This window comes from Microbacterium sp. LjRoot205 (assembly GCF_056175745.1).
The window spans coordinates 1-17,276 of record NZ_JBGFFH010000007.1 but is presented as its reverse complement, the minus strand read 5'-3'; the positions used below and the strand labels follow the sequence as shown (position 1 = coordinate 17,276).

Annotated in this window: 14 protein-coding genes; 5 read left to right on the top strand and 9 right to left on the bottom strand. The window is 68.9% G+C overall.

Annotated features, from left to right (window positions below):
• Positions 1-45: 45 nt before the first annotated feature.
• From AC04ME_RS13570 to AC04ME_RS13560, 3 genes are read right to left on the bottom strand one after another with little or no spacing between them, the layout of a single operon-like run.
• Entirely contained in the window at positions 46-1,485 is a 1,440-nt protein-coding gene (locus AC04ME_RS13570; RefSeq protein ID WP_475435459.1) for a hypothetical protein, read from the bottom strand.
• On the bottom strand, positions 1,478-2,692 hold the full coding sequence (locus AC04ME_RS13565) for a S8 family peptidase (RefSeq protein WP_311879637.1): 1,215 nt from the start codon (positions 2,690-2,692) through the stop codon (positions 1,478-1,480). Before AC04ME_RS13565 ends, AC04ME_RS13570 begins: the two co-directional genes overlap by 8 nt.
• Entirely contained in the window at positions 2,692-3,114 is a 423-nt protein-coding gene (locus AC04ME_RS13560; protein ID WP_475435457.1) for a hypothetical protein, read from the bottom strand. The genes AC04ME_RS13565 and AC04ME_RS13560 overlap by 1 nt, the downstream gene beginning before the upstream one ends.
• A gap of 147 nt (positions 3,115-3,261) precedes the next feature.
• Between AC04ME_RS13560 and AC04ME_RS13555 the strand changes: the two genes are divergently transcribed.
• Both AC04ME_RS13555 and AC04ME_RS13550 read left to right on the top strand, forming a co-directional pair.
• The gene (locus AC04ME_RS13555; protein ID WP_311879638.1) at positions 3,262-3,924 is read left to right on the top strand and encodes a TetR/AcrR family transcriptional regulator; all 663 of its coding nucleotides are present in this window, start codon (positions 3,262-3,264) and stop codon (positions 3,922-3,924) included.
• Between the two features lie 78 nt (positions 3,925-4,002).
• Complete coding sequence (locus AC04ME_RS13550; protein WP_311879639.1) at positions 4,003-5,238, top strand: acyl-CoA dehydrogenase family protein; 1,236 nt, start codon at positions 4,003-4,005, stop codon at positions 5,236-5,238.
• A gap of 27 nt (positions 5,239-5,265) precedes the next feature.
• Here AC04ME_RS13550 and AC04ME_RS13545 read toward each other — a convergent pair whose 3' ends face one another.
• Positions 5,266-6,150 (bottom strand): helix-turn-helix transcriptional regulator, encoded by an 885-nt coding sequence (locus AC04ME_RS13545; protein ID WP_079112391.1) that lies wholly within the window; start codon positions 6,148-6,150, stop codon positions 5,266-5,268.
• A 123-nt stretch (positions 6,151-6,273) separates the two neighbouring features.
• Here AC04ME_RS13545 and AC04ME_RS13540 point away from each other — a divergent pair, with 123 nt between their 5' ends.
• Positions 6,274-7,218, top strand: coding sequence for an SDR family oxidoreductase (locus AC04ME_RS13540; protein WP_079112390.1), 945 nt, complete (start codon positions 6,274-6,276; stop codon positions 7,216-7,218).
• 9 nt (positions 7,219-7,227) lie between these two features.
• Here the strand turns inward: AC04ME_RS13540 and AC04ME_RS13535 are convergent, their stop codons facing one another.
• Positions 7,228-7,713, bottom strand: a complete 486-nt coding sequence (locus tag AC04ME_RS13535; RefSeq protein WP_056375837.1) for a hypothetical protein — start codon at positions 7,711-7,713, stop codon at positions 7,228-7,230.
• Positions 7,714-7,754: 41 nt separating this feature from the next.
• On the opposite strand from AC04ME_RS13535, the gene AC04ME_RS13530 reads away from it, so the two are divergent.
• Positions 7,755-9,206: a phytoene desaturase family protein gene (locus tag AC04ME_RS13530; RefSeq protein WP_475435454.1), complete on the top strand. Its 1,452-nt coding sequence runs from the start codon at positions 7,755-7,757 to the stop codon at positions 9,204-9,206.
• A 52-nt stretch (positions 9,207-9,258) separates the two neighbouring features.
• On the top strand, positions 9,259-10,302 hold the full coding sequence (locus AC04ME_RS13525) for an ATP-dependent DNA ligase (RefSeq protein ID WP_475435452.1): 1,044 nt from the start codon (positions 9,259-9,261) through the stop codon (positions 10,300-10,302).
• A 3-nt stretch (positions 10,303-10,305) separates the two neighbouring features.
• On the opposite strand, the gene ligD is transcribed toward AC04ME_RS13525, so the two are convergent.
• From ligD to AC04ME_RS13505, 4 genes are all read right to left on the bottom strand, one after another.
• The gene (gene ligD / locus AC04ME_RS13520) at positions 10,306-11,358 is read right to left on the bottom strand and encodes a non-homologous end-joining DNA ligase (RefSeq protein WP_475435450.1); all 1,053 of its coding nucleotides are present in this window, start codon (positions 11,356-11,358) and stop codon (positions 10,306-10,308) included.
• Between the two features lie 40 nt (positions 11,359-11,398).
• Positions 11,399-12,523, bottom strand: a complete 1,125-nt coding sequence (locus tag AC04ME_RS13515) for an SseB family protein (protein ID WP_475435448.1) — start codon at positions 12,521-12,523, stop codon at positions 11,399-11,401.
• Positions 12,524-12,549: 26 nt separating this feature from the next.
• On the bottom strand, positions 12,550-15,003 hold the full coding sequence (locus AC04ME_RS13510) for an ATP-dependent helicase (protein WP_042539251.1): 2,454 nt from the start codon (positions 15,001-15,003) through the stop codon (positions 12,550-12,552).
• A 157-nt stretch (positions 15,004-15,160) separates the two neighbouring features.
• The coding region (locus AC04ME_RS13505) for a lamin tail domain-containing protein (RefSeq protein ID WP_475435445.1) at positions 15,161-17,276 on the bottom strand (2,116 nt) is incomplete at its 5' end.

Genomic DNA, 17,276 nt, shown 5'->3' with positions numbered 1-17,276 from the left:
CGGCCAAGAGGCCGCCGGGAGCGCATACCGGTATGGAGATCGGGTTCAGCGGAGCGTGTCGCGACTGCCGGCCTGGGCCGAACGCGAGCGGGGCCCTGTCTCCTCATCGTCTTCGAGCTTGGGGGCGATCGGGCCGCCGAGACCAGAGCGTTCGCGCCGCTTCTCGTCGTCGCCTGCTCCGCCCATCATGCCGGGAGCCATCGAACGACCACCCGCGCCGGCGGCCGAACCGCCGGCAGAGCCGGATGCCGAACCGGATGCGGATCCTGCCGCCCCGATGCCTCCGGGGCCGGTCGCGCCACTCATGCCGAGCAGTCCACGTCCGGCAGTGGCCGCACCAGCACCGGCTCCAGCGCCGCTTCCACCCCCGCCGAAGAGGCTCGCGCCGCCCGTGCCGCCGAGAGACGCCGAGCGCGTGCCCAGGAGGGCCGCGGCTCCCGCACCACCCACGACCGCTGCGCCGAGCGTGCCCGAACCACCGGATCCCCCGGTGAGCAGACCTCCGCCACCGCCGCCGCCACTGGCACCGCCGCCGCCGGGGTACCCGGGCAGGGTGCCGCCGATCGGCGAGTCCACGCTGGGGTCACCTGCGCCGCCGCTTCCGGACCCGCCTGGGTCGACGGTGCCCCAGCCGTCGTCGCCGCCGGTGCCGACGCCGCCCCCGCCGTTGCCACCGCCTGAGTCACCGTTGCCGAAGTCGGTGTCACCCACCGATCCGCCGTTGCCACCGCCTGAGCCGCCGTTGCCACCGCCTGAGCCGCCATTGCCGACGCCCGAGCCGCCGTCGCCTCCGGGCACCCACCCTCCGCCAGGCTGCGCCGTCCAGCTGCCGCCGCCGGTGCCGCCCTGCGGCGAGCCGCCACCTGCCGACGGCCCATTGCTGCCGACCGGGGGAACACGGGAGTCGATCCCGTCCACGTCGATCACGGGAAGGGGGACAGAGGAGGTGTTGACCGTCACTGTGCCGGGGTCCTGGAAGTTCTGTCGCGCCTCTCCGGTGAGCGAGCCGCGGATGGCCTTGAGCTCCTCGATCGCCGCGGCCTCCCGCTCTGCGGCGAGCCGCGCCTCTTCACGCGCCACAGCCTCGCCGGTGTCGAAGGCGCCCCATCCGTCGGTGATCCCGGCGAGATTGCGTTGGGCATCGGCGATGAATCCGTCCGCAGATGCTGACGGCAGGCGCCGCAGCGCAGCGGATGCGGCGCCCGCCGCACTGTCCGCGGCCCTGCGGAGGCCCGAGCGCATGTCCGTCAACGCCGTCTCGATGGYGGTCGCGTTCTTCTCCATACGCTCCAGGAGAACCTGCGCCTCGCCCACCGAGTCGCCGGTCCAACCGGGGATCTCCCGCACGGCCTGGATCGCTCTCCGCAGCTCCGCCACCGCCTGCAGGCGGGACTCCATCTCAGGGTCCGTGAACGAGCTCATCGATGACAGCGCCCGGAGCTCATCCTCGAACATCGTCGGTGTGCACACATTGGGGTCATACATCTGCGCGTCCTCCACTCTTCTTGCGGCCGATCAGTATTGCAGTCGCCGCGACGGCGATCACGATGACCGCTCCGCCGCCCAGCATCCACGGAAGCGCACCGGGACCCGAGCCGTCTTCGGCACTCGGCTCTCCGGTCGGCTCGGTGCCGGTCGCCGAGAACACCTCCTCGAACGAGGGCGACTGGTCGTCCTTGAAGAGAGGGTTCTCATCGGGATACTGCGTGGGATCCTCCTGCACGAGACGGGTCGCATTGATGATCCCGTGCCCGAAGGTGTCCGACCACTGCAGCTCATGCGGGGTCGAGCCTGTGTTGCGGATCATCGACTGCAGCAGCTGCGACCCGCTGGCATCCGGCCACTTCTGCTTCGCCAGTGCAAGAAGGCTCGCGACGATCGGAGTGGCTGCCGAGTTGCCTGACCACGCCGACATCCCCCACGTCTGATCGAAGCCGAGGCCTGCGACGTCGATACCCGGCGCGACGATGTCCACGTCCTCGTTGACCATTGCGGAACCGTCGAGCTGCGTCGCCGCCTGCGCCGACGCATCGACGGACGCGACGTTCACGACGCCGTTGATGGTGGTCGTCACGAACTCCCAGACGGTGTCGCGGTTCGGCAGTCCGGCTACGACGAGCACGCCCTCGCGCAGTGCGGCGGCGACGCTGTCGACGGAATCCTGCGAAAGCTCATCTGCGAGTCGATTCAACCCACCCGACATGGTGACGATGTCCGCGCCCTGGGCGACGGCATCGTCGAGGGCAGCAGGGAACGTGTCTCCCTCGCACGAGTCCTGCAGGATGCCGTAATAGAGGATCCGCACGCCGGGAGCGATCCCGACCGGACCCGCACCCGAGTCCGATGTGCCGTTTCCGACGATCAGCGACGTCACCGACGTCCCATGCTTCAGCCCCTCGAAGTCGTCGCGATTCCCCGAGAGCGGGTCGGGACAGCCCTCGGCTTGCCTCACCTCGATGTCCGCACCCTCGAGTGTGGAGACCTCCGGGTCGAGGGCGGCGTCGAAAACGGCGACGGTCACGCCGTCACCGGTGATCCCCGCGTCGTGGATCGCCTGGATCTTCATCGCGTCCAGATACCAGAGCGGTCCGTCGGCCGAGAAGTCCTGCGCCGCAGCCGCGCTCGGTGCTGTCGCCGCTGCCGCTGCGATCGCGAGTGCCATCGCGACGGCACCCCATCGACGAACACTCATCAGTACGCGACCGACTCGGTGCCGTCGTCCTCCGTCGTGCCCGAGGATGCCTCTGGACCCGATTCCGCCGGAGCGGAACCGGTGCTGGTCAGGTGAGCGGTCGGCGTGAGTGCCGGGTCGTCGACGACCTGCGCGATCTGAGCGAGAGACGCGGAGAGGTTCTGCTCTGACTCCTGCTTCTGGTCCACGACGGCTTTGAGCGCATCCCGGAAGGCGGCGGTGTTGACGCTGAGCTCGGCGATCATCGCTTCGAGGCCGGCGGCATAGTCGGACGCGGAATCGATGTAGGGCGCAGTCGTGTTGGTGCGCAGGCCTTCGATCTGCGTTCCGCGCGACCCCACTCCGGCCGCTTCGATGCTCTTCACGAGCGTATGGATGTTCTCGAGCATCTGCTCGAAGTCAGCACCGATCTGCGCTGCCATGATCTTCCCCTCCGTCAGGGACGCGAGCGCGCCCCACCCTCCGGCGACCCATGTTAGTCGACGCTATCGACAGTGCACAGAGCGCGTCGCCGCGGTCGGTGTATTCCGGCGTCTGCACCGCGTGAAGCCGAGGTCTAGGCTCGTCCCATGCATGAATCCGCAGAACTGCGCACCGGCGTCGTGGCCGCTGCGCTCGAGCTGTTCGCAACACAGGGGTTCGATCAGACCTCCGTCGAGCAGATCGCGAAGGCCGCAGGGGTCTCACGGTCGACGTTCTTCCGCCAGTTCGGCGGCAAGGAGGACGTCGTCTTCGCCGACCACGAGGTTCTGCTCGATCAGCTGCGGACCTTCCTCTCCGAGGGGCATGACGACCCCTGGGGCGCAGTGTGCGCAGCATCCGAATCGGTCTTCGCCCACTTCGCGCACGACCCGGAGCTCGCGCGTCGGCGCTATCAGATCGTGCGTCAGGTGCCGGTGCTCCGTGAACGCGAGATCATCACGGTGTTCCGCTACGAGCGACTGTTCGACGACTACCTGCGCAGCTCGCTTCCCGGCATCGACCCTCTGGATGCCGTCGGATTCTCCGCCCTCGTCACCGCGGTGCACAACCATGTGCTCCGGCAGCTGCTGCGCGGCAAGAAGAAGGTGCCGCTCTCGACGTTGCAGACGGCGCTCGCCGACGTCCGCCGCCGTTACGGTGTGCCATCGGAGGCGGTCACCGAAGCGCCGGACGATGTCGTCGTCGCCGTGTTCCCCCGTTCGATGCCCATCGCCGAGGTCACCCGGCGCCTGCGCACGCAGCTCGACTGACCCCGCCTGACTCCCGTCGAGGGAGTCGTGGAACCGAGTATCGAGGAGTACGATACTTGGTGTCACGAAGGAGTCACCATGAGCACCGCAGCCTCCCCTCTCCCCGGCGAGCGCGTCTCGTCGTACGACATCACCGGACGCCAGGACAGCGACTACTACGCCGTCTTCGCCGACATCCCCGACGCCGATCGCCGGGCCTGGGATCGCGCCAAGGCGTACATCGACGAGGTCGGACCGCAGATGGCGGAGGCCTGGGACCGCGCCGAGTATCCGCTCGACGCCGCTCGCCGCATGGGCGAGATGGACCTGGTCGTCGACGGCATCGAGCATCCTTCGCTCACCCGCCTCTCCCCGCTCGCCGCCGGGCTCGTGAACATGGAGATCTCCCGCGGCGACGGGTCGCTCGGCACCGTGCTCGCGGTGCAGGGCGGGCTCGCGCTGCGCACTCTCGCGCTCTTCGGCTCACCCGATCAGCAGCAGAAGTGGCTGACGGCCCTCGCCGACGGCTCGGTCTTCGGCTCCTTCGCACTCACCGAGCCCGACCATGGGTCGGACTCCGTCTCGCTCGAGACCGTCGCACGCCGCGATGGCGACGAATGGGTCATCCGCGGTGCGAAGAAGTGGATCGGCAACGGCGCCTCGGGCGGCATCACGTTCGTGTGGGCCCGCGTCGATGACGAGACGGCGGCCGAGCACGGCGCCGTCCGTTGCTTCCTCGTCGAACAGGACACCCCCGGATACACCGGGACGCCGATCCGCGGCAAGGCATCGCTCCGAGCCATCCACCAGGCGCACATAGAGCTCGACGACGTGCGCGTGTCGCTCGACTCCGTGCTGCCGGGGACGAAGAGCTTCAAAGACGCGTCGGTCGTGCTCTACGCGACCCGTTCGGGCGTCGCCTGGTCGGCTCTCGGTCACGCGACCGCCTGCTACGAGGCCGCGCTCGCGTACTCGACCCAGCGCATCCAGTTCGGCAAGCCGCTGGCCAAGTTCCAGATGGTGCAGGAACGCCTCACCCACATGCTCGAGGATCTCACCGCGATGCAGCTCTACTGCCGTCGCCTCGCAGACCTCGAGACCGCCGGCGAGCTGCGGCCCACGCAGGCGTCACTGGCGAAGTTCCACAACACGCGCGCAGCACGGCGCGTGGCCGCGATCGCCCGCGATCTGCTCGGCGGCAACGGCATCCTGCTCGAGAACGGCGTGATGCAGCACATGGCCGACATCGAGGCGATCCACACCTACGAGGGCACCGAGAGCGTTCAGGCGCTGCTGCTCGGCCGTGACATCACCGGGATGAGCGCTTTCGCCTGACCCGGCGCGGTGCTCGCCTGTCGGGAGTCAGCCTTCGGACTTCCCGCCTGAGGTGGTCGGTGAAGGATCGCCGACGAATCTCTGACCACCGATCACCGAGAGGAGCCGCAGCTTCTCGTGGCTCTCGCTGCCCGGCGCCGCGGTGTAGACGAGCAGGGAGTGCGACTGCTCCGGATCGACGAGCGTCTGGCAGGTGAGCTCCAGCCGCCCGAGCTCGGGGTGCATGAAGCGCTTGGTGGCGCCGGGGCGGAGACCCACCTCGTGCTTCTTCCAGATTCGTCGGAACTCCTCGCTCCGATCGGTCAGAAGGTCCACATAACGCGCCGCTCGAGATCCCGGGCCCCGACGAGCGGCGATCTCGCGCAGCCCCGACACCCACAGCCGAGAGAGGAACGGGTGATCCTCCGGGTCGTAGATCGACCGCGCGGAGGGGTCGGTGAACCATCGATATCCGATGCTGCGCGAAGGTCCGCGGAGTCCGACGAGATCCCCCACCAGGGCGCTGCCCAACGGGCTCTGACGCAGAGTCTCACCGAGTTCCGTGACCACCTCGGCGGGAGTGTCGTGCAGTCGATCGAAGATCCGCAGCATCCCCGGGCTCACATGGTCGCTCTCGGCCCCTCGCGCCGGCGGCGTGTGACCGGCGAGGGCGAAGAGATGGTCTCGCTCTGCCAGTGAGAGGTGCAGTCCCTGGGCGATCGCCGCCACCATCTGGTCGGAGGGCTGAGGTCCGCGTTCCTGTTCGAGCCGTGCGTAGTAATCGGTCGACATGTGGCACAGCGAAGCGGCTTCCTCCCGTCGCAGGCCGCCGGTGCGTCGCCGCTCTCCGCGGGCGAGCCCGACATCCTCGGGTTGCAGCGCCTCGCGCCTCGTTCTCAGGAACTCCGCGAGCCCCCGCCGGTCCACCGCCATGCGCTTCTCCCGCCGTCGACTCCGTTCTACCAGCCGGCCCCTTTGCGATCCACGGATCGACGATCCCTGGTTCGCACGACGGACACGGGAGAGCATCGGAGCCGACGAAGAAGAAGAGAGAACATGCCACGCAAGAACGCAGAGCCGACCATCCCGCCGTTGCACGGCGCGCGCGCAGTGATCACCGGAGCAAGCGACGGAATCGGGATGGGAATCGCCACCCGTCTCGCCACCGCAGGCGCGGAGGTCGTGATGCCCGTCCGCAACCGGGCCAAGGGCGACGTGGCGATCGCACGGATCCGCGAGACGGCTCCGAATGCGCGCATCTCGCTGCGGGATCTCGATCTCTCGTCGCTCGGCTCGGTCGCCGCACTCGCCGCCACGTTGCGAGATGAGGGAGAGCCGATCAGCATCCTCATCAACAATGCCGGAGTGATGACGCCCCCTGACCGCAGAACCACGGCGGACGGCTTCGAGCTGCAGTTCGGCGCCAACCATCTGGGGCACTTCGCGCTCGTCGGACGGCTGCTCCCCCTGCTCATGGCCGGCGCGGCCAGGGTCGTGTCGCAGATCAGCATCGCGGCCGACAGCGGAGGCATCAACTGGGACGACCTGCAGTGGGAGCGCTCGTACAACGGGATGCGCGCGTACAGCCAGTCCAAGATCGCGTTCGGGATGTTCGCGCTCGAGCTCCAGCGACGCAGCGAGGCCGAGGGATGGGGCATCGCCAGCATGCTCTCGCATCCGGGGGTCGCACCGACGAACCTGCTGGCCGCGCAGCCGGATCTCGGCCGCGCGACTCAGACGTCAGGGCGCCGCATCATCGACGCGCTCTCGCGCCGAGGCCTGATCGTCGGCACGGCCGAGTCCGCGGGACTTCCTGCGGTCTACGCGGCGACCTCAGCGGATGCCGTCGGCGGAGGGTTCTACGGGCCGTCGGGGATCGGTCACCTCGGCGGCCCGCCCGCACCTCAGAAGCTCTATTCGCGTCTGCGGGACGATGAGTCGGCCCGGAGGATCTGGGACGTGTCGCAGAAGCTCACCGGCGTGCCCTTCGAGGCACCGTGATCGCGGGCGTCAGTCGCAGCCACAACCCCCGGCCGGCGTCTTCACCATGAAGCAGACGTCGCACACGCCGTAGTCGCGCTCGCTCGTCTTCGTCGCACGCTCGGCCTTCGGCGCCGCCGCGACTCGGGGAGTCGTGCTGCGCTTCGCCTTGACCGGAGCGATGGGACGGAACTCGCTCGGGTGCGTCACGAAGAAGTACGGAGCACGGCCTTCGCTCGGCCGCAGACGCAGGGGCGTGGAGCCGACGACGACGACCTCGTCTTCGGCGAAGCCATTGGTGTAGGTCTTGCCGATGTGCAGCGAGGCGCCCTCGCCGCGGCGGATCGCCTCGATGTAGCGGCCTCGGTCGATGTAGGACGAGATGCCGACGGCATCCGTGATCGCCGCGATGAACTCGTGGTTCTCTTCGGCGATGCGGTGCGCTCGGAGCGCCTCCGCGAGGGTTCGGTACGGACGGGAGTTGCCTGTGGGGGTCGGGCCCTGAACTTCATTCATTTCCTCAAGGATCTCACGCCCGGGCATGGAAGACTGGCCGAATGGCACGAGCGACGATCATCGGCTCCGGACCGAACGGCCTGGCGGCGGCCGTGACCCTCGCCCGCGCGGGGTACGAGGTGCGCGTCCTCGAGGCGGCGCACACCATCGGCGGCGGCGTCCGCACGGCCGAGTCGACCCTCTCCGGCTTCCGCCACGACGTCTGCGCCGCGGTTCATCCGGCCGCGCTGTCGTCGACGTTCTTCCAGGCGTTCGGCCTCGCCGAACGGGTCGAATGGATTCTTCCCGACATCTCCTACGCGCACCCGCTCGACGGCGGCAGAGCCGGCATCGCCTGGCGCGACATAGAGCGCACCGCCGCGGCGCTCGGTGCCGACGAGCGCGCCTGGCTGTCGCTTCTGCGCCCGCTCAGCACACATGTCGAGGGTGTCGTCGACTTCACCGGCAATCAGATGCTGCGAGTTCCTCACGAGCCGATCACGGCTCTCCGGTTCGCACTGCGGATGCTCGATCAGGGCACGCCCCTGGCCCGCCGCACCTTCCGCACCGAAGAGGCCGCCGGCCTGATGGCGGGCGTCCTGGCGCATGCGAACACTCCCCTCCCCTCCCTCGCCGGCGCAGCCGCCGGACTGCTGCTGGCCGCGCAGGCGCACGCGGGGGGATGGATGTACCCGCGAGGCGGTGCGCAGAACATCGCCGACAGCATGGTCGCCGACATCGAGGCCCATGGCGGATCCGTCGAGACAGGCGCCCACATCACCGACCTGGCATCCCTCGACTGGGGCGAGCCCGCCCGCGGCGATCTGCTGATGCTGAACACGTCGCCCCGGCTCACCCTCACCCATCCGGACATCCCCGCGTCGTACGCGCGAGCGATCCGCAGCTATCGCTACGGACCGGCTGCGGCGAAGGTCGACTTCGCTCTCGACGGGCCCATCCCGTGGGCCAACGCAGAGGTCGGGCAGTCGCCCACCGTGCACATCGGAGGATCGGCCGCGGAGATCTGGGAGAGCGAGAACGCCGTCGCCCGTGGTCGCATCAGCGATCGCCCGTACGTGCTGTCCGTGCAGCCGTCGGTCTTCGATCCGAGTCGGGCGCCCGAGGGCAAGGCGGTGCTGTGGGCGTACATCCATGTGCCGCAGGGCTCCGACCTCGACGCCACCGAGCTCGTCACCCGTCAGGTCGAACGGTTCGCGCCCGGCTTCCGCGACCTCATCCTCGCCCACCACTCGGTGCCCGCGTCGTCGCGCGAGGCGATCAACCCGTCGGAGATCGGCGGAGACATCCTGGGCGGCGCCTTCACCATCCCGCAGGCGCTGCGCAGACCCGTGCTCGGCACAGCGCCCTGGCGCACACCGATGCGCGGCGTGTATCTCGCTTCGGCATCGACCCCGCCGGGTCCAGGGGTCAACGGCATGGCCGGGTGGCACGCTGCCCGAACGGCGCTGAAGGATGCGGGCGCCCGCGTCTCGCTCGGCGACCTCTTCGGCTGACATCCCCGAAGTCCCCCTTCTGCGACAGCGTCGGCGACGCCAGGATGGACCCATGCGCTACGAGATCCCCTCTCCGATGCTGGCGAAGGCGGCGGCATCCGTCCCGGACCCCGCGAAGACCACCGGCGGACTGCTGTTCGAGCCCAAGTGGGACGGATTCCGTGGGCTGATCGCCTGGGACGGCGAGACAGTCGAGATCGGCTCCCGCGGAGCGAAGCCTCTGACCAGGTACTTCCCCGAGCTCGTCGAAGCGATCCCCCGGCTTCTCCCTGGCCCGTGCCTGCTCGACGGCGAGATCGTCGTCGCCACGGGGACTGAGGGCGCGCAGCGACTCGACTGGGAAGCGCTGAGCCAGCGCATCCATCCCGCGGCCTCGCGAGTCGCCAGGCTGGCCGCAGAGACGCCCGCGATGTTCATCGCGTTCGACCTGCTGGCCGTCGACGATGAAGACCTGTCGAGCACCCCGTTCGCCGAGCGGCGCGAGCGCCTGGAGACGCTGATGGCCGGGGTCGAGCATCCGTTGCACATCACCCGCACCACCCGCGATCGTGATGCGGCCGTGCGCTGGCTCGCGGAGTTCGAAGGCGCAGGCCTCGACGGAGTGGTCGCCAAGCCGCTCGATCAGCCGTACGCGCCGGGCAAGCGCACCCTGGTCAAGGTCAAACACGCCCGTACGGCCGACGTGGTCGCGCTCGGATATCGTGTGCACAAATCCGGATCGGGGGTCGGGTCGCTGCTCGTGGGCCTCTACGATTCCGACGGCACGCTGCGCCAGGTCGGCGGCGTGGCGGCATGGAGCGATGTGCGCCGGAGGGAACTAGTCGAGGAGCTCGCCCCGCTGGTGGAGCGCGACGATGCAGGCGATGCCGTCACCGGAGAAGGAGAGCGCTCGCGCTTCAGCGGCTCGAAGGACGTGTCGTTCGTTCGACTGCGACCCGAGCTCGTGCTCGAAGTCCGCTACGACCAGCTCGAGGGTTCGCGGTTCCGGCACACCGTGCAGTTCGAGCGCTGGCGCCCCGATCGAGATGCCCGTTCGTGCACCTACGATCAGCTCGAGACCGTGGAGGGATACGACCTGGCCGAGGTCATCGGCTGAGCCTCATTCGTCGATCGGGTCGCCGTTCGCATCCCAGTTCGCCTCGACCTTCTTGCTGGGCTGCACACGCGGCGGCTCCCCCGGCATCTTCGGGAACTCGGGCGGGAACGACAGCTCGCCCAGCCCCGCCTCCAGGTCGCGCTCCCACCACTCCAGCAGGGTGTCGATGCGGCCCGGGCTGCTCTGCTTGCCCGCCCACGGGTCACCGATCTCATCGAGTCGTTTCGGGATGCTGCGCACGGTGAACGCGGCGGGGTCGAGGCCGTCGAGCTCATCCCAGTGCACCGGCGTCGAGACCGTGGCTCCGGGAAGAGCGCGAGGGCTGTAGGCACCGGCCATCGTGCGGTCTCGGTTGGCCTGGTTGAAGTCGATGAAGACGCGTTCCCCTCGTTCCTCCTTCCACCAGCTCATCGTCACCTGCTCGGGCATCCGTCGCTCCAGCTCTCGCCCGGCCGCGATCACGGCGTGCCGCACGTCGAGGAACTCGTGCGTCGGCTCGATCGGGGCGAACACATGCAGCCCGCGGTTGCCGCTGGTCTTCACGAACGCGTCGAGACCGACCTCGCTGAGCACCTCTCTCAGCGCGTGTGCGGCGGGAACGGCATCGGCGAACCCGGTTCCCGGCTGCGGATCGAGGTCGATCCGCAGCTCGACCGGGTTGTCGGGGTCGGAGGCGAGCGACGCCCACGGGTGGAACACGATCGTGTTCATCTGCGCCGCCCAGACGATGGCGCTCGGTCGATTGAGCACGATCTGCGGATGCCGTCGCCCGCTGTTGTAGGTCACCGTGACAGCGTCGACATAGTCGGGCGTGCCCTTGGGCGGGTTCTTCGAGAAGAAGCCGTCGCTGCCGAGCCCGTCGCGGAAGCGCTCGAGCGAGACGGGACGGTTGCCGTTCGCCTCGAGGAACGGAGCACTCACGAGCTGGAAGTACTCCGCGAGCTCGGCCTTCGTGATGCCGTCCTTCGGCCACACCACCCTGTTCGGGCTGGAGAGCACGACCTCGCGCTCCCCATCAGGATCGATGACGGTCAGGGGCACGCGTTCTGAGGCCATGCTCCGACCCTAGGGGGCAGGTGCGACGCGCGGAAGCCCGTCAGTCGTCGATATCGATCGCCAGGATCAGCACGGAGGTGAGCGCCTCGCGCTCGACCACGATGCTGGGCCCGGCCGGGTCGATGATGACACCGGCCATATCGACGTGGCTGGACAGGATCTTCGCCAGCTGCAGCGGCTCGAAGGGCAGCGGTCGATCGCCGCGTCCGAGCGCGAGCACCTCGAGCGGGTGCGAGAACAGCTGGAGGAACCGCTTGCCGTCAGGCGTCTGCGCTTCGGCGATGCCGACCTGCCCGCCGGGGTTGCCCTCGTTGACGGCCACCCACATGCGCTTCGTCGCGAGCGCCTCGCCGACCTTGGAGGCAGAGTCCTGCTCGCGCGGTGCGGCGATGAGCGACTTGACGGTCATGTCGACATCCGCCTGCTCGAGAGCCTTCTGCAACAGCTCGGTCGGGAACACCACGCGGTGCGGTGCCGAGGCGTTGTCGACGATGAGGCCGGCGAAATCTCCGGACACCACCTGCTGCAGTACCGAGGTGACCGGCTGTGCGACGGCCGATGTCGCCGTCGGGTCCTTCTCGAGCTGCACGGAGTCTCGCACGGCGGCAGCCGAGCTGAACGCCAGCATGAACTGGCGCTCACCATCGCGTACGACGGCGACCGCGAGGGGCTTGCCATCACTGATCTGTGCCCGAGCATCGCCGTTCACCCGGATGTACATGTGGCCCTGCAGCGCCTGGCGGAGAACTCCGAGAAGCTGCTCGTTCGTCGCGCCCTGCTCGACCTCCTTGAGCGATTCGCGCAGCAGGACGTTGTCCTTCATGCCCGCGACGGTCTCGGTCTGCTCAGGCGGCAGCGCAGGTGCCAGCGGGAGCTTGCGCTCGGGCTCGGCCACGGGCGCAGGAGCGGGCGCCGCGGGAGCAGGCGCCGCAGTCGGTGCGGATGCCGCGGGAGCCGCGTCGGGATCGGGCAGCTCGACCTCGGGTCCGGCCTGCGCGCCGACACCGCGGAACGCCTGCACGGAGATCCCGATGGTGGGCGCGACCTCGGCGGCTTCGGACGGTGTCTCCGCGACCTCCGGAGCGTCGACGACAGACTCCTCGGTCTCGGTGTGGTCGGCGACGACATCGTCAGCGGACTTCTTGCGGCGAGAGAACAGGGCCATATCAGCCAGCCTAACCCGCTACAGGGCTAGATCTTCTCGATCGGCGCGACCTTGATCAGCAGCTTCTTCTGGCCGGCGGAATCGAAACGCACGTGAGCGATGCGCTTCGCCCCCTCGCCCGTCACCGCGTCGACTCGCCCCTCGCCGAAGTCCGAGTGGCGGATGCGGTCACCGGCGGCGAGTTCGAGGTCGCCGTTGTCGCGCATCTTCGCCGTCACCCGGTTGGGGAACTTGTCCATCGCCGTGGACAGCGGCTTGAGCGAGTCGCGTCCTGGCAGCTGCTTCACCCCGAAGCGGTCGCCCGAACCGGAGCCGCCGAATCCGCCTCCCCTGCGTGCGTTGAGCGCGCGGGACTGCATGCCCCCGCGGGAGTTGACGTCGCCCGGCGACTGGCGCCAGTCGATGAGCCCGGCGGGGATCTCCTGCAGGAATCGGCTGGGCATCGCGACCGAGACCTCTCCGAACTGAGCCCTGGTCATGGCCAGCGACAGGTGCAGACGCTTGCGAGCGCGGGTGATGCCGACGTAGAAGAGTCGACGTTCCTCCTGCGGGCCGCCCGGCTCACCGGCCGAGATGCGGTGTGGGATGAGGTCCTCTTCGACGCCGGTCACGAACACCGCGTCGTACTCGAGCCCCTTCGCGGTGTGCATCGTCATCAGGGACACCGAGCCCGACTCGTCGTCGAGGTCGTCGGCGTCGGAGACGAGGGCGACCTCCGTGAGGAAGTCGACGATCGTCCCGTCGGGGTTGTTGCGGGCGAAGTCTCGTGCGACGGCGACGAACTCGTCGAGGTTCTCGACGCGCGCCTCGTCCTGAGGGTCGCGGCTCGCACGCAGCGCGTCGAGGTAGCCGCTCTTCGACAACAGCACGCTGAGCCCGTCGGCGACGGCGGTGGGCGCGGGGACCTCGCCGGAAGCGGGGAGCATGATCTCGGTCGCTTCGGCCAGCACGGCATCGAGCTGGGCGATGCCGGCCTGGATCTTCGGGCCGAAGCCCAGCTGATCCGGCACCGAGAGCGCCTGGCGGAAGGTGATGTCATGCTCTTCGGCGAAGCGGGCGATCGCCGTCTCGGTGACGTCGCCGATGCCCCGGCGCGGCTTGTTGAGGATGCGTCGCACCGCCATCTCGTCGGCAGGGTTCGCGACGGCGACCAGGTAAGCGAGCGCGTCCTTGATCTCGGCGCGCTCGTAGAACTTCGTGCCGCCCATGATCTTGTAGGGCACGGCCGAGCGGATGAAGATCTCTTCCAGGGCGCGCGACTGCGAGTTCGTGCGATAGAAGACCGCCATCTCGGAGTACGGCATTCCGGCCCGGTGCAGCACCTCGACCTCGTCGGCCACGAACTGCGCCTCATCGTGCTGCGAATACCCGGTGAAGCCGACGATCATGTCACCGTCGCCCTTGTCGCTCCAGAGCTTCTTGTCCTTGCGGTCGAAGTTGTTGCCGATCACGGCATTCGCCGCGGAGAGGATGTTCTGCGTGGAGCGGTAGTTCTGCTCGAGCAGCACGACACGGGCGCCGGGGAAATCGCGCTCGAACTCGCTGATGTTGCGGATGTCGGCACCGCGGAAGGCGTAGATCGACTGGTCGGAGTCGCCCACCACGGTGAGCGAGGCGCCCTCGAGCTCGGGAGTGGTCTCGGGCTCGAAGATCATCATGCCGTTGGAGGCATACGGGTCTGGGCTCTCGCCCGTCACGGGCCGCGTCAGCTCGTGGATGAGCGCGTACTGGGCGTGGTTCGTGTCCTGATACTCGTCGACGAGCACGTGACGGAAACGACGGCGGTAGGTGTCGGCGACCTGCGGGAACGCACGGAACAGGTGGACGGTCTGCCCGATCAGGTCGTCGAAGTCGAACGCGTTCGCCTTCTGCAGCTGCCGCTGGTAATCGGCGAACAGCTCGACGAAGATCCGCTCGGCCGGGTCGCTCATGTTCGCCTGACGCGCATAGGCGTCGGCGTCCGACAGCTCGTTCTTGAGCTTCGAGATGCGCGACTGCACGGCTCCGGGGGTGAGCCCGTATGCGTCGGCCTCGTGCTGCTTGACCAGACGCTTGATGAGGGCGCGCGAGTCGCCCGAGTCGTAGATCGTGAACGACTTGGTGAACCCGAACTGCTGGGCCTCTCGGCGGAGGATGCGCACACAGGCGGAGTGGAAGGTCGAGATCCACATGCCCCGAGCGGCGTCGCCGACGATCGCCTCGACGCGCTCGCGCATTTCACCGGCCGCCTTGTTGGTGAAGGTGATCGCGAGGATCTGGCTGGGCCAGGCCTCTCGCGCCCTCAGCAGGGAGGCGATACGGCGGGTGAGAACGCTGGTCTTGCCCGAACCGGCGCCCGCGACGATCAGCAGCGCGGGTCCGCGATAGGTCACCGCCTCGAGCTGCTGCGGGTTGAGGCCGGCGAGGAGGTCGTCCTGTCCCTGCGCTCCCGTGGAGCGGGGGCCGACGGATCCGGGAACGATGAGGGGGGCTTCGGTCATGGCTCTATGAGTCTAGGCCGCGCCACCGACACTGCCGTCGGGTGGAAGTCCCGCAGGGACGACGAGGCGCGGAACGCCCTCTCCGACGGTGCGCGCGAAGACGGCCTGGCGCACGAGTCATCGTGCACCAGGCCGTCCGTCGTGCGGAGGCGTCGAATCAGGCCGAACGACGACGTCGGCGGGCGACCAGCGCGCCGACGACGACGAGCATCAGCGCCAGCGAGATCATCGCCACGGGCACTTCGACGCCGGTTGCGGCGAGCCCGCTCGGGTCGGTGACGTGGTTGTCGTCACCGGAGTTCTCACCTGGGTCCTCTCCCGGGTTCTCGCCGGGGTTCGCTCCCGGGTCCTCTCCCGGGTTCTCGCCGGGGTTCTCGCCAGGGTTCTCACCGGTGACCCCGGGGAGGGTGCCGACGCGCAGCGCCTCCGAGGCGAAGCCGTCGGCGAACCACCAGACCGGGCGCYGACCGTCGACCGACAGCGAGGCCGGAGCCGTCGCGAAGCCCTCGTTGTTGATGTCCGGCATGCCGGCGGGGCGGGCGAAGTGCGCGAGTCCGGGCTGGGCCGTGCCGTTCAGCGTGATCTGCGCCGACTGCCCCTGGCAGCCGTCATCACAGACCGCCCACAGCACGTCGAGCACGCTGTCGTAGTCGAGCGCCATGACCCCGGCGAGTCCCGGTGCGATCTCCGAGACGAGGGTCGCCTGGCCGTCAGCGCCGAGCGCGAACGCGTAGACGTGGCCGTTGTCCTCCACCGCTACGAAGAACAGACCGTCACCGTGGCCGGCGTAGTCCGCCGGGTCGTAGGCCGAGCCGCTGTGGGCATCGAAGAGCGCGCCCTCGAGCGCGCTGTCAGGCACCCACTGCACCGCCTCCATGCCGAGGTTCGCTCCCACGGCAGGAAGCAGCGCGGTCAGATCCCACTCCTGCTCGGCGACGAGATCGCCGGCAGAGGCGTCGGGATCGACCTTGAGGAGGGTGTTCTGGTTCACGCCCTTGGCACTGTTGTCGCGCTCCGAGGCGACGTAGACCGCCCCGTCGCCGTCGACGGTGATGCCCTCGGTGTCGGGGCCTGCGGCGCCCGGGTCCGAGGCATCCTTCTGGAACCGCACGCGCTTGCCAGATTCCCAGCCGGGGATCTGCGAGAACGAGCCGTCGGCATGGGCCTCGAGCTTCCAGATGCGTCCGTCGCCGTTGTCGACGGCCCAGAGGAACGATCCGTCGGCGGTCTCCTGCACGTCGAGCCCCGAGCTGTCCTCGAGGAAGGTCGGCGCGGTGTCGAGCACCCGGACCTCGGCAGAGCCGGGCCAGGGAGAGACCTCGATCTCTCCTGCACAGGTGTTGGCCTGGCCCTTGGTGCTCTCCGCGGTGACGGCGAATGCGCCGGTCGCATCGGGGCAGCGGCCCCAGGTGGTCGCGGCGTGCCCCGCACCCCAGGTGGTCGAGTCGACGAGAAGACCGCCGTCGAACAGGCGCACGGTGTCTCCGTCGCCCAGACCGAAGCCGAGGTCGGTACCCTCGATGACGAGGTGTCCGCCGGCGCTGATGGTGGTGCCGGCCGGGATCGCGTAGGAGTGCGTGTCGTCGTCGTCCTTCACGACGATGCCGGAGACATCGAGGTCGGATGCCGTCGGGTTGACGAGCTCGACCCAGTCACCCGGCGAGCCGCCGTCGGACTCGACCTCGTTGATGCGCACCGCGTTGCCGCACGCGTTGCGCTGCCCCTTGGTCGAGACCGCGATGTCGACGAAGTCGCCGCTGCCGTCTGCGCAGCGGGCGAGGACGCCTGCCGCGTGCGCGTCGTACACGTGCTCGTCGACGACGTTGAGGTTCGCGTCGCGCACGGTGACCGCGTCGCCGTTGCCGAGGCCGAAGACGAAGTCCGTGGGCTGGTCGAAGACGAAGTACGCGCCCGGTTCGAGAACGGTTCCCACGGGCAGCGGAGTCGTCTCCGCGGCGTGGCCGACCGGATCGCCGTCCATGAGCGTCCAGCCGGAGAGGTCGACCGCCGTGCTGCCGGAGTTCACGACCTCGACCCAGTCGGTCGCGTCGCCGTTGGACTCGATCTCGTTGATGACCACATCGGGCATCACGCACGAGTTCGCGCCGCCCATGGTCGGGTGGGCCAGCACGAAGGCGCCCTCGCCGTCAGGGCAGCGTGCGAGAGTCGCGGCAGCGGCGTCGCCGTCGATCGCCGCGTGGCCCTCCCACGGAAGAGTGTCGTCGATCTGCGCGCCGACGGCGTCGAACAGTCGGATGCGGTCGGCGCTGCCG

Coding starts and splice junctions, on each gene's coding strand:
- AC04ME_RS13540 (WP_079112390.1), top strand. CDS start 6,274: ATGCCACGCAAGAACGCAGAGCCGACCATCCCGCCGTTGCACGGCGCG.
- AC04ME_RS13545 (WP_079112391.1), bottom strand. CDS start 6,150: ATGGCGGTGGACCGGCGGGGGCTCGCGGAGTTCCTGAGAACGAGGCGC.
- ligD (WP_475435450.1), bottom strand. CDS start 11,358: ATGGCCTCAGAACGCGTGCCCCTGACCGTCATCGATCCTGATGGGGAG.
- AC04ME_RS13560 (WP_475435457.1), bottom strand. CDS start 3,114: ATGGCAGCGCAGATCGGTGCTGACTTCGAGCAGATGCTCGAGAACATC.
- AC04ME_RS13515 (WP_475435448.1), bottom strand. CDS start 12,523: ATGGCCCTGTTCTCTCGCCGCAAGAAGTCCGCTGACGATGTCGTCGCC.
- AC04ME_RS13525 (WP_475435452.1), top strand. CDS start 9,259: ATGCGCTACGAGATCCCCTCTCCGATGCTGGCGAAGGCGGCGGCATCC.
- AC04ME_RS13565 (WP_311879637.1), bottom strand. CDS start 2,692: ATGAGTGTTCGTCGATGGGGTGCCGTCGCGATGGCACTCGCGATCGCA.
- AC04ME_RS13555 (WP_311879638.1), top strand. CDS start 3,262: ATGCATGAATCCGCAGAACTGCGCACCGGCGTCGTGGCCGCTGCGCTC.
- AC04ME_RS13530 (WP_475435454.1), top strand. CDS start 7,755: ATGGCACGAGCGACGATCATCGGCTCCGGACCGAACGGCCTGGCGGCG.
- AC04ME_RS13550 (WP_311879639.1), top strand. CDS start 4,003: ATGAGCACCGCAGCCTCCCCTCTCCCCGGCGAGCGCGTCTCGTCGTAC.
- AC04ME_RS13510 (WP_042539251.1), bottom strand. CDS start 15,003: ATGACCGAAGCCCCCCTCATCGTTCCCGGATCCGTCGGCCCCCGCTCC.
- AC04ME_RS13535 (WP_056375837.1), bottom strand. CDS start 7,713: ATGAATGAAGTTCAGGGCCCGACCCCCACAGGCAACTCCCGTCCGTAC.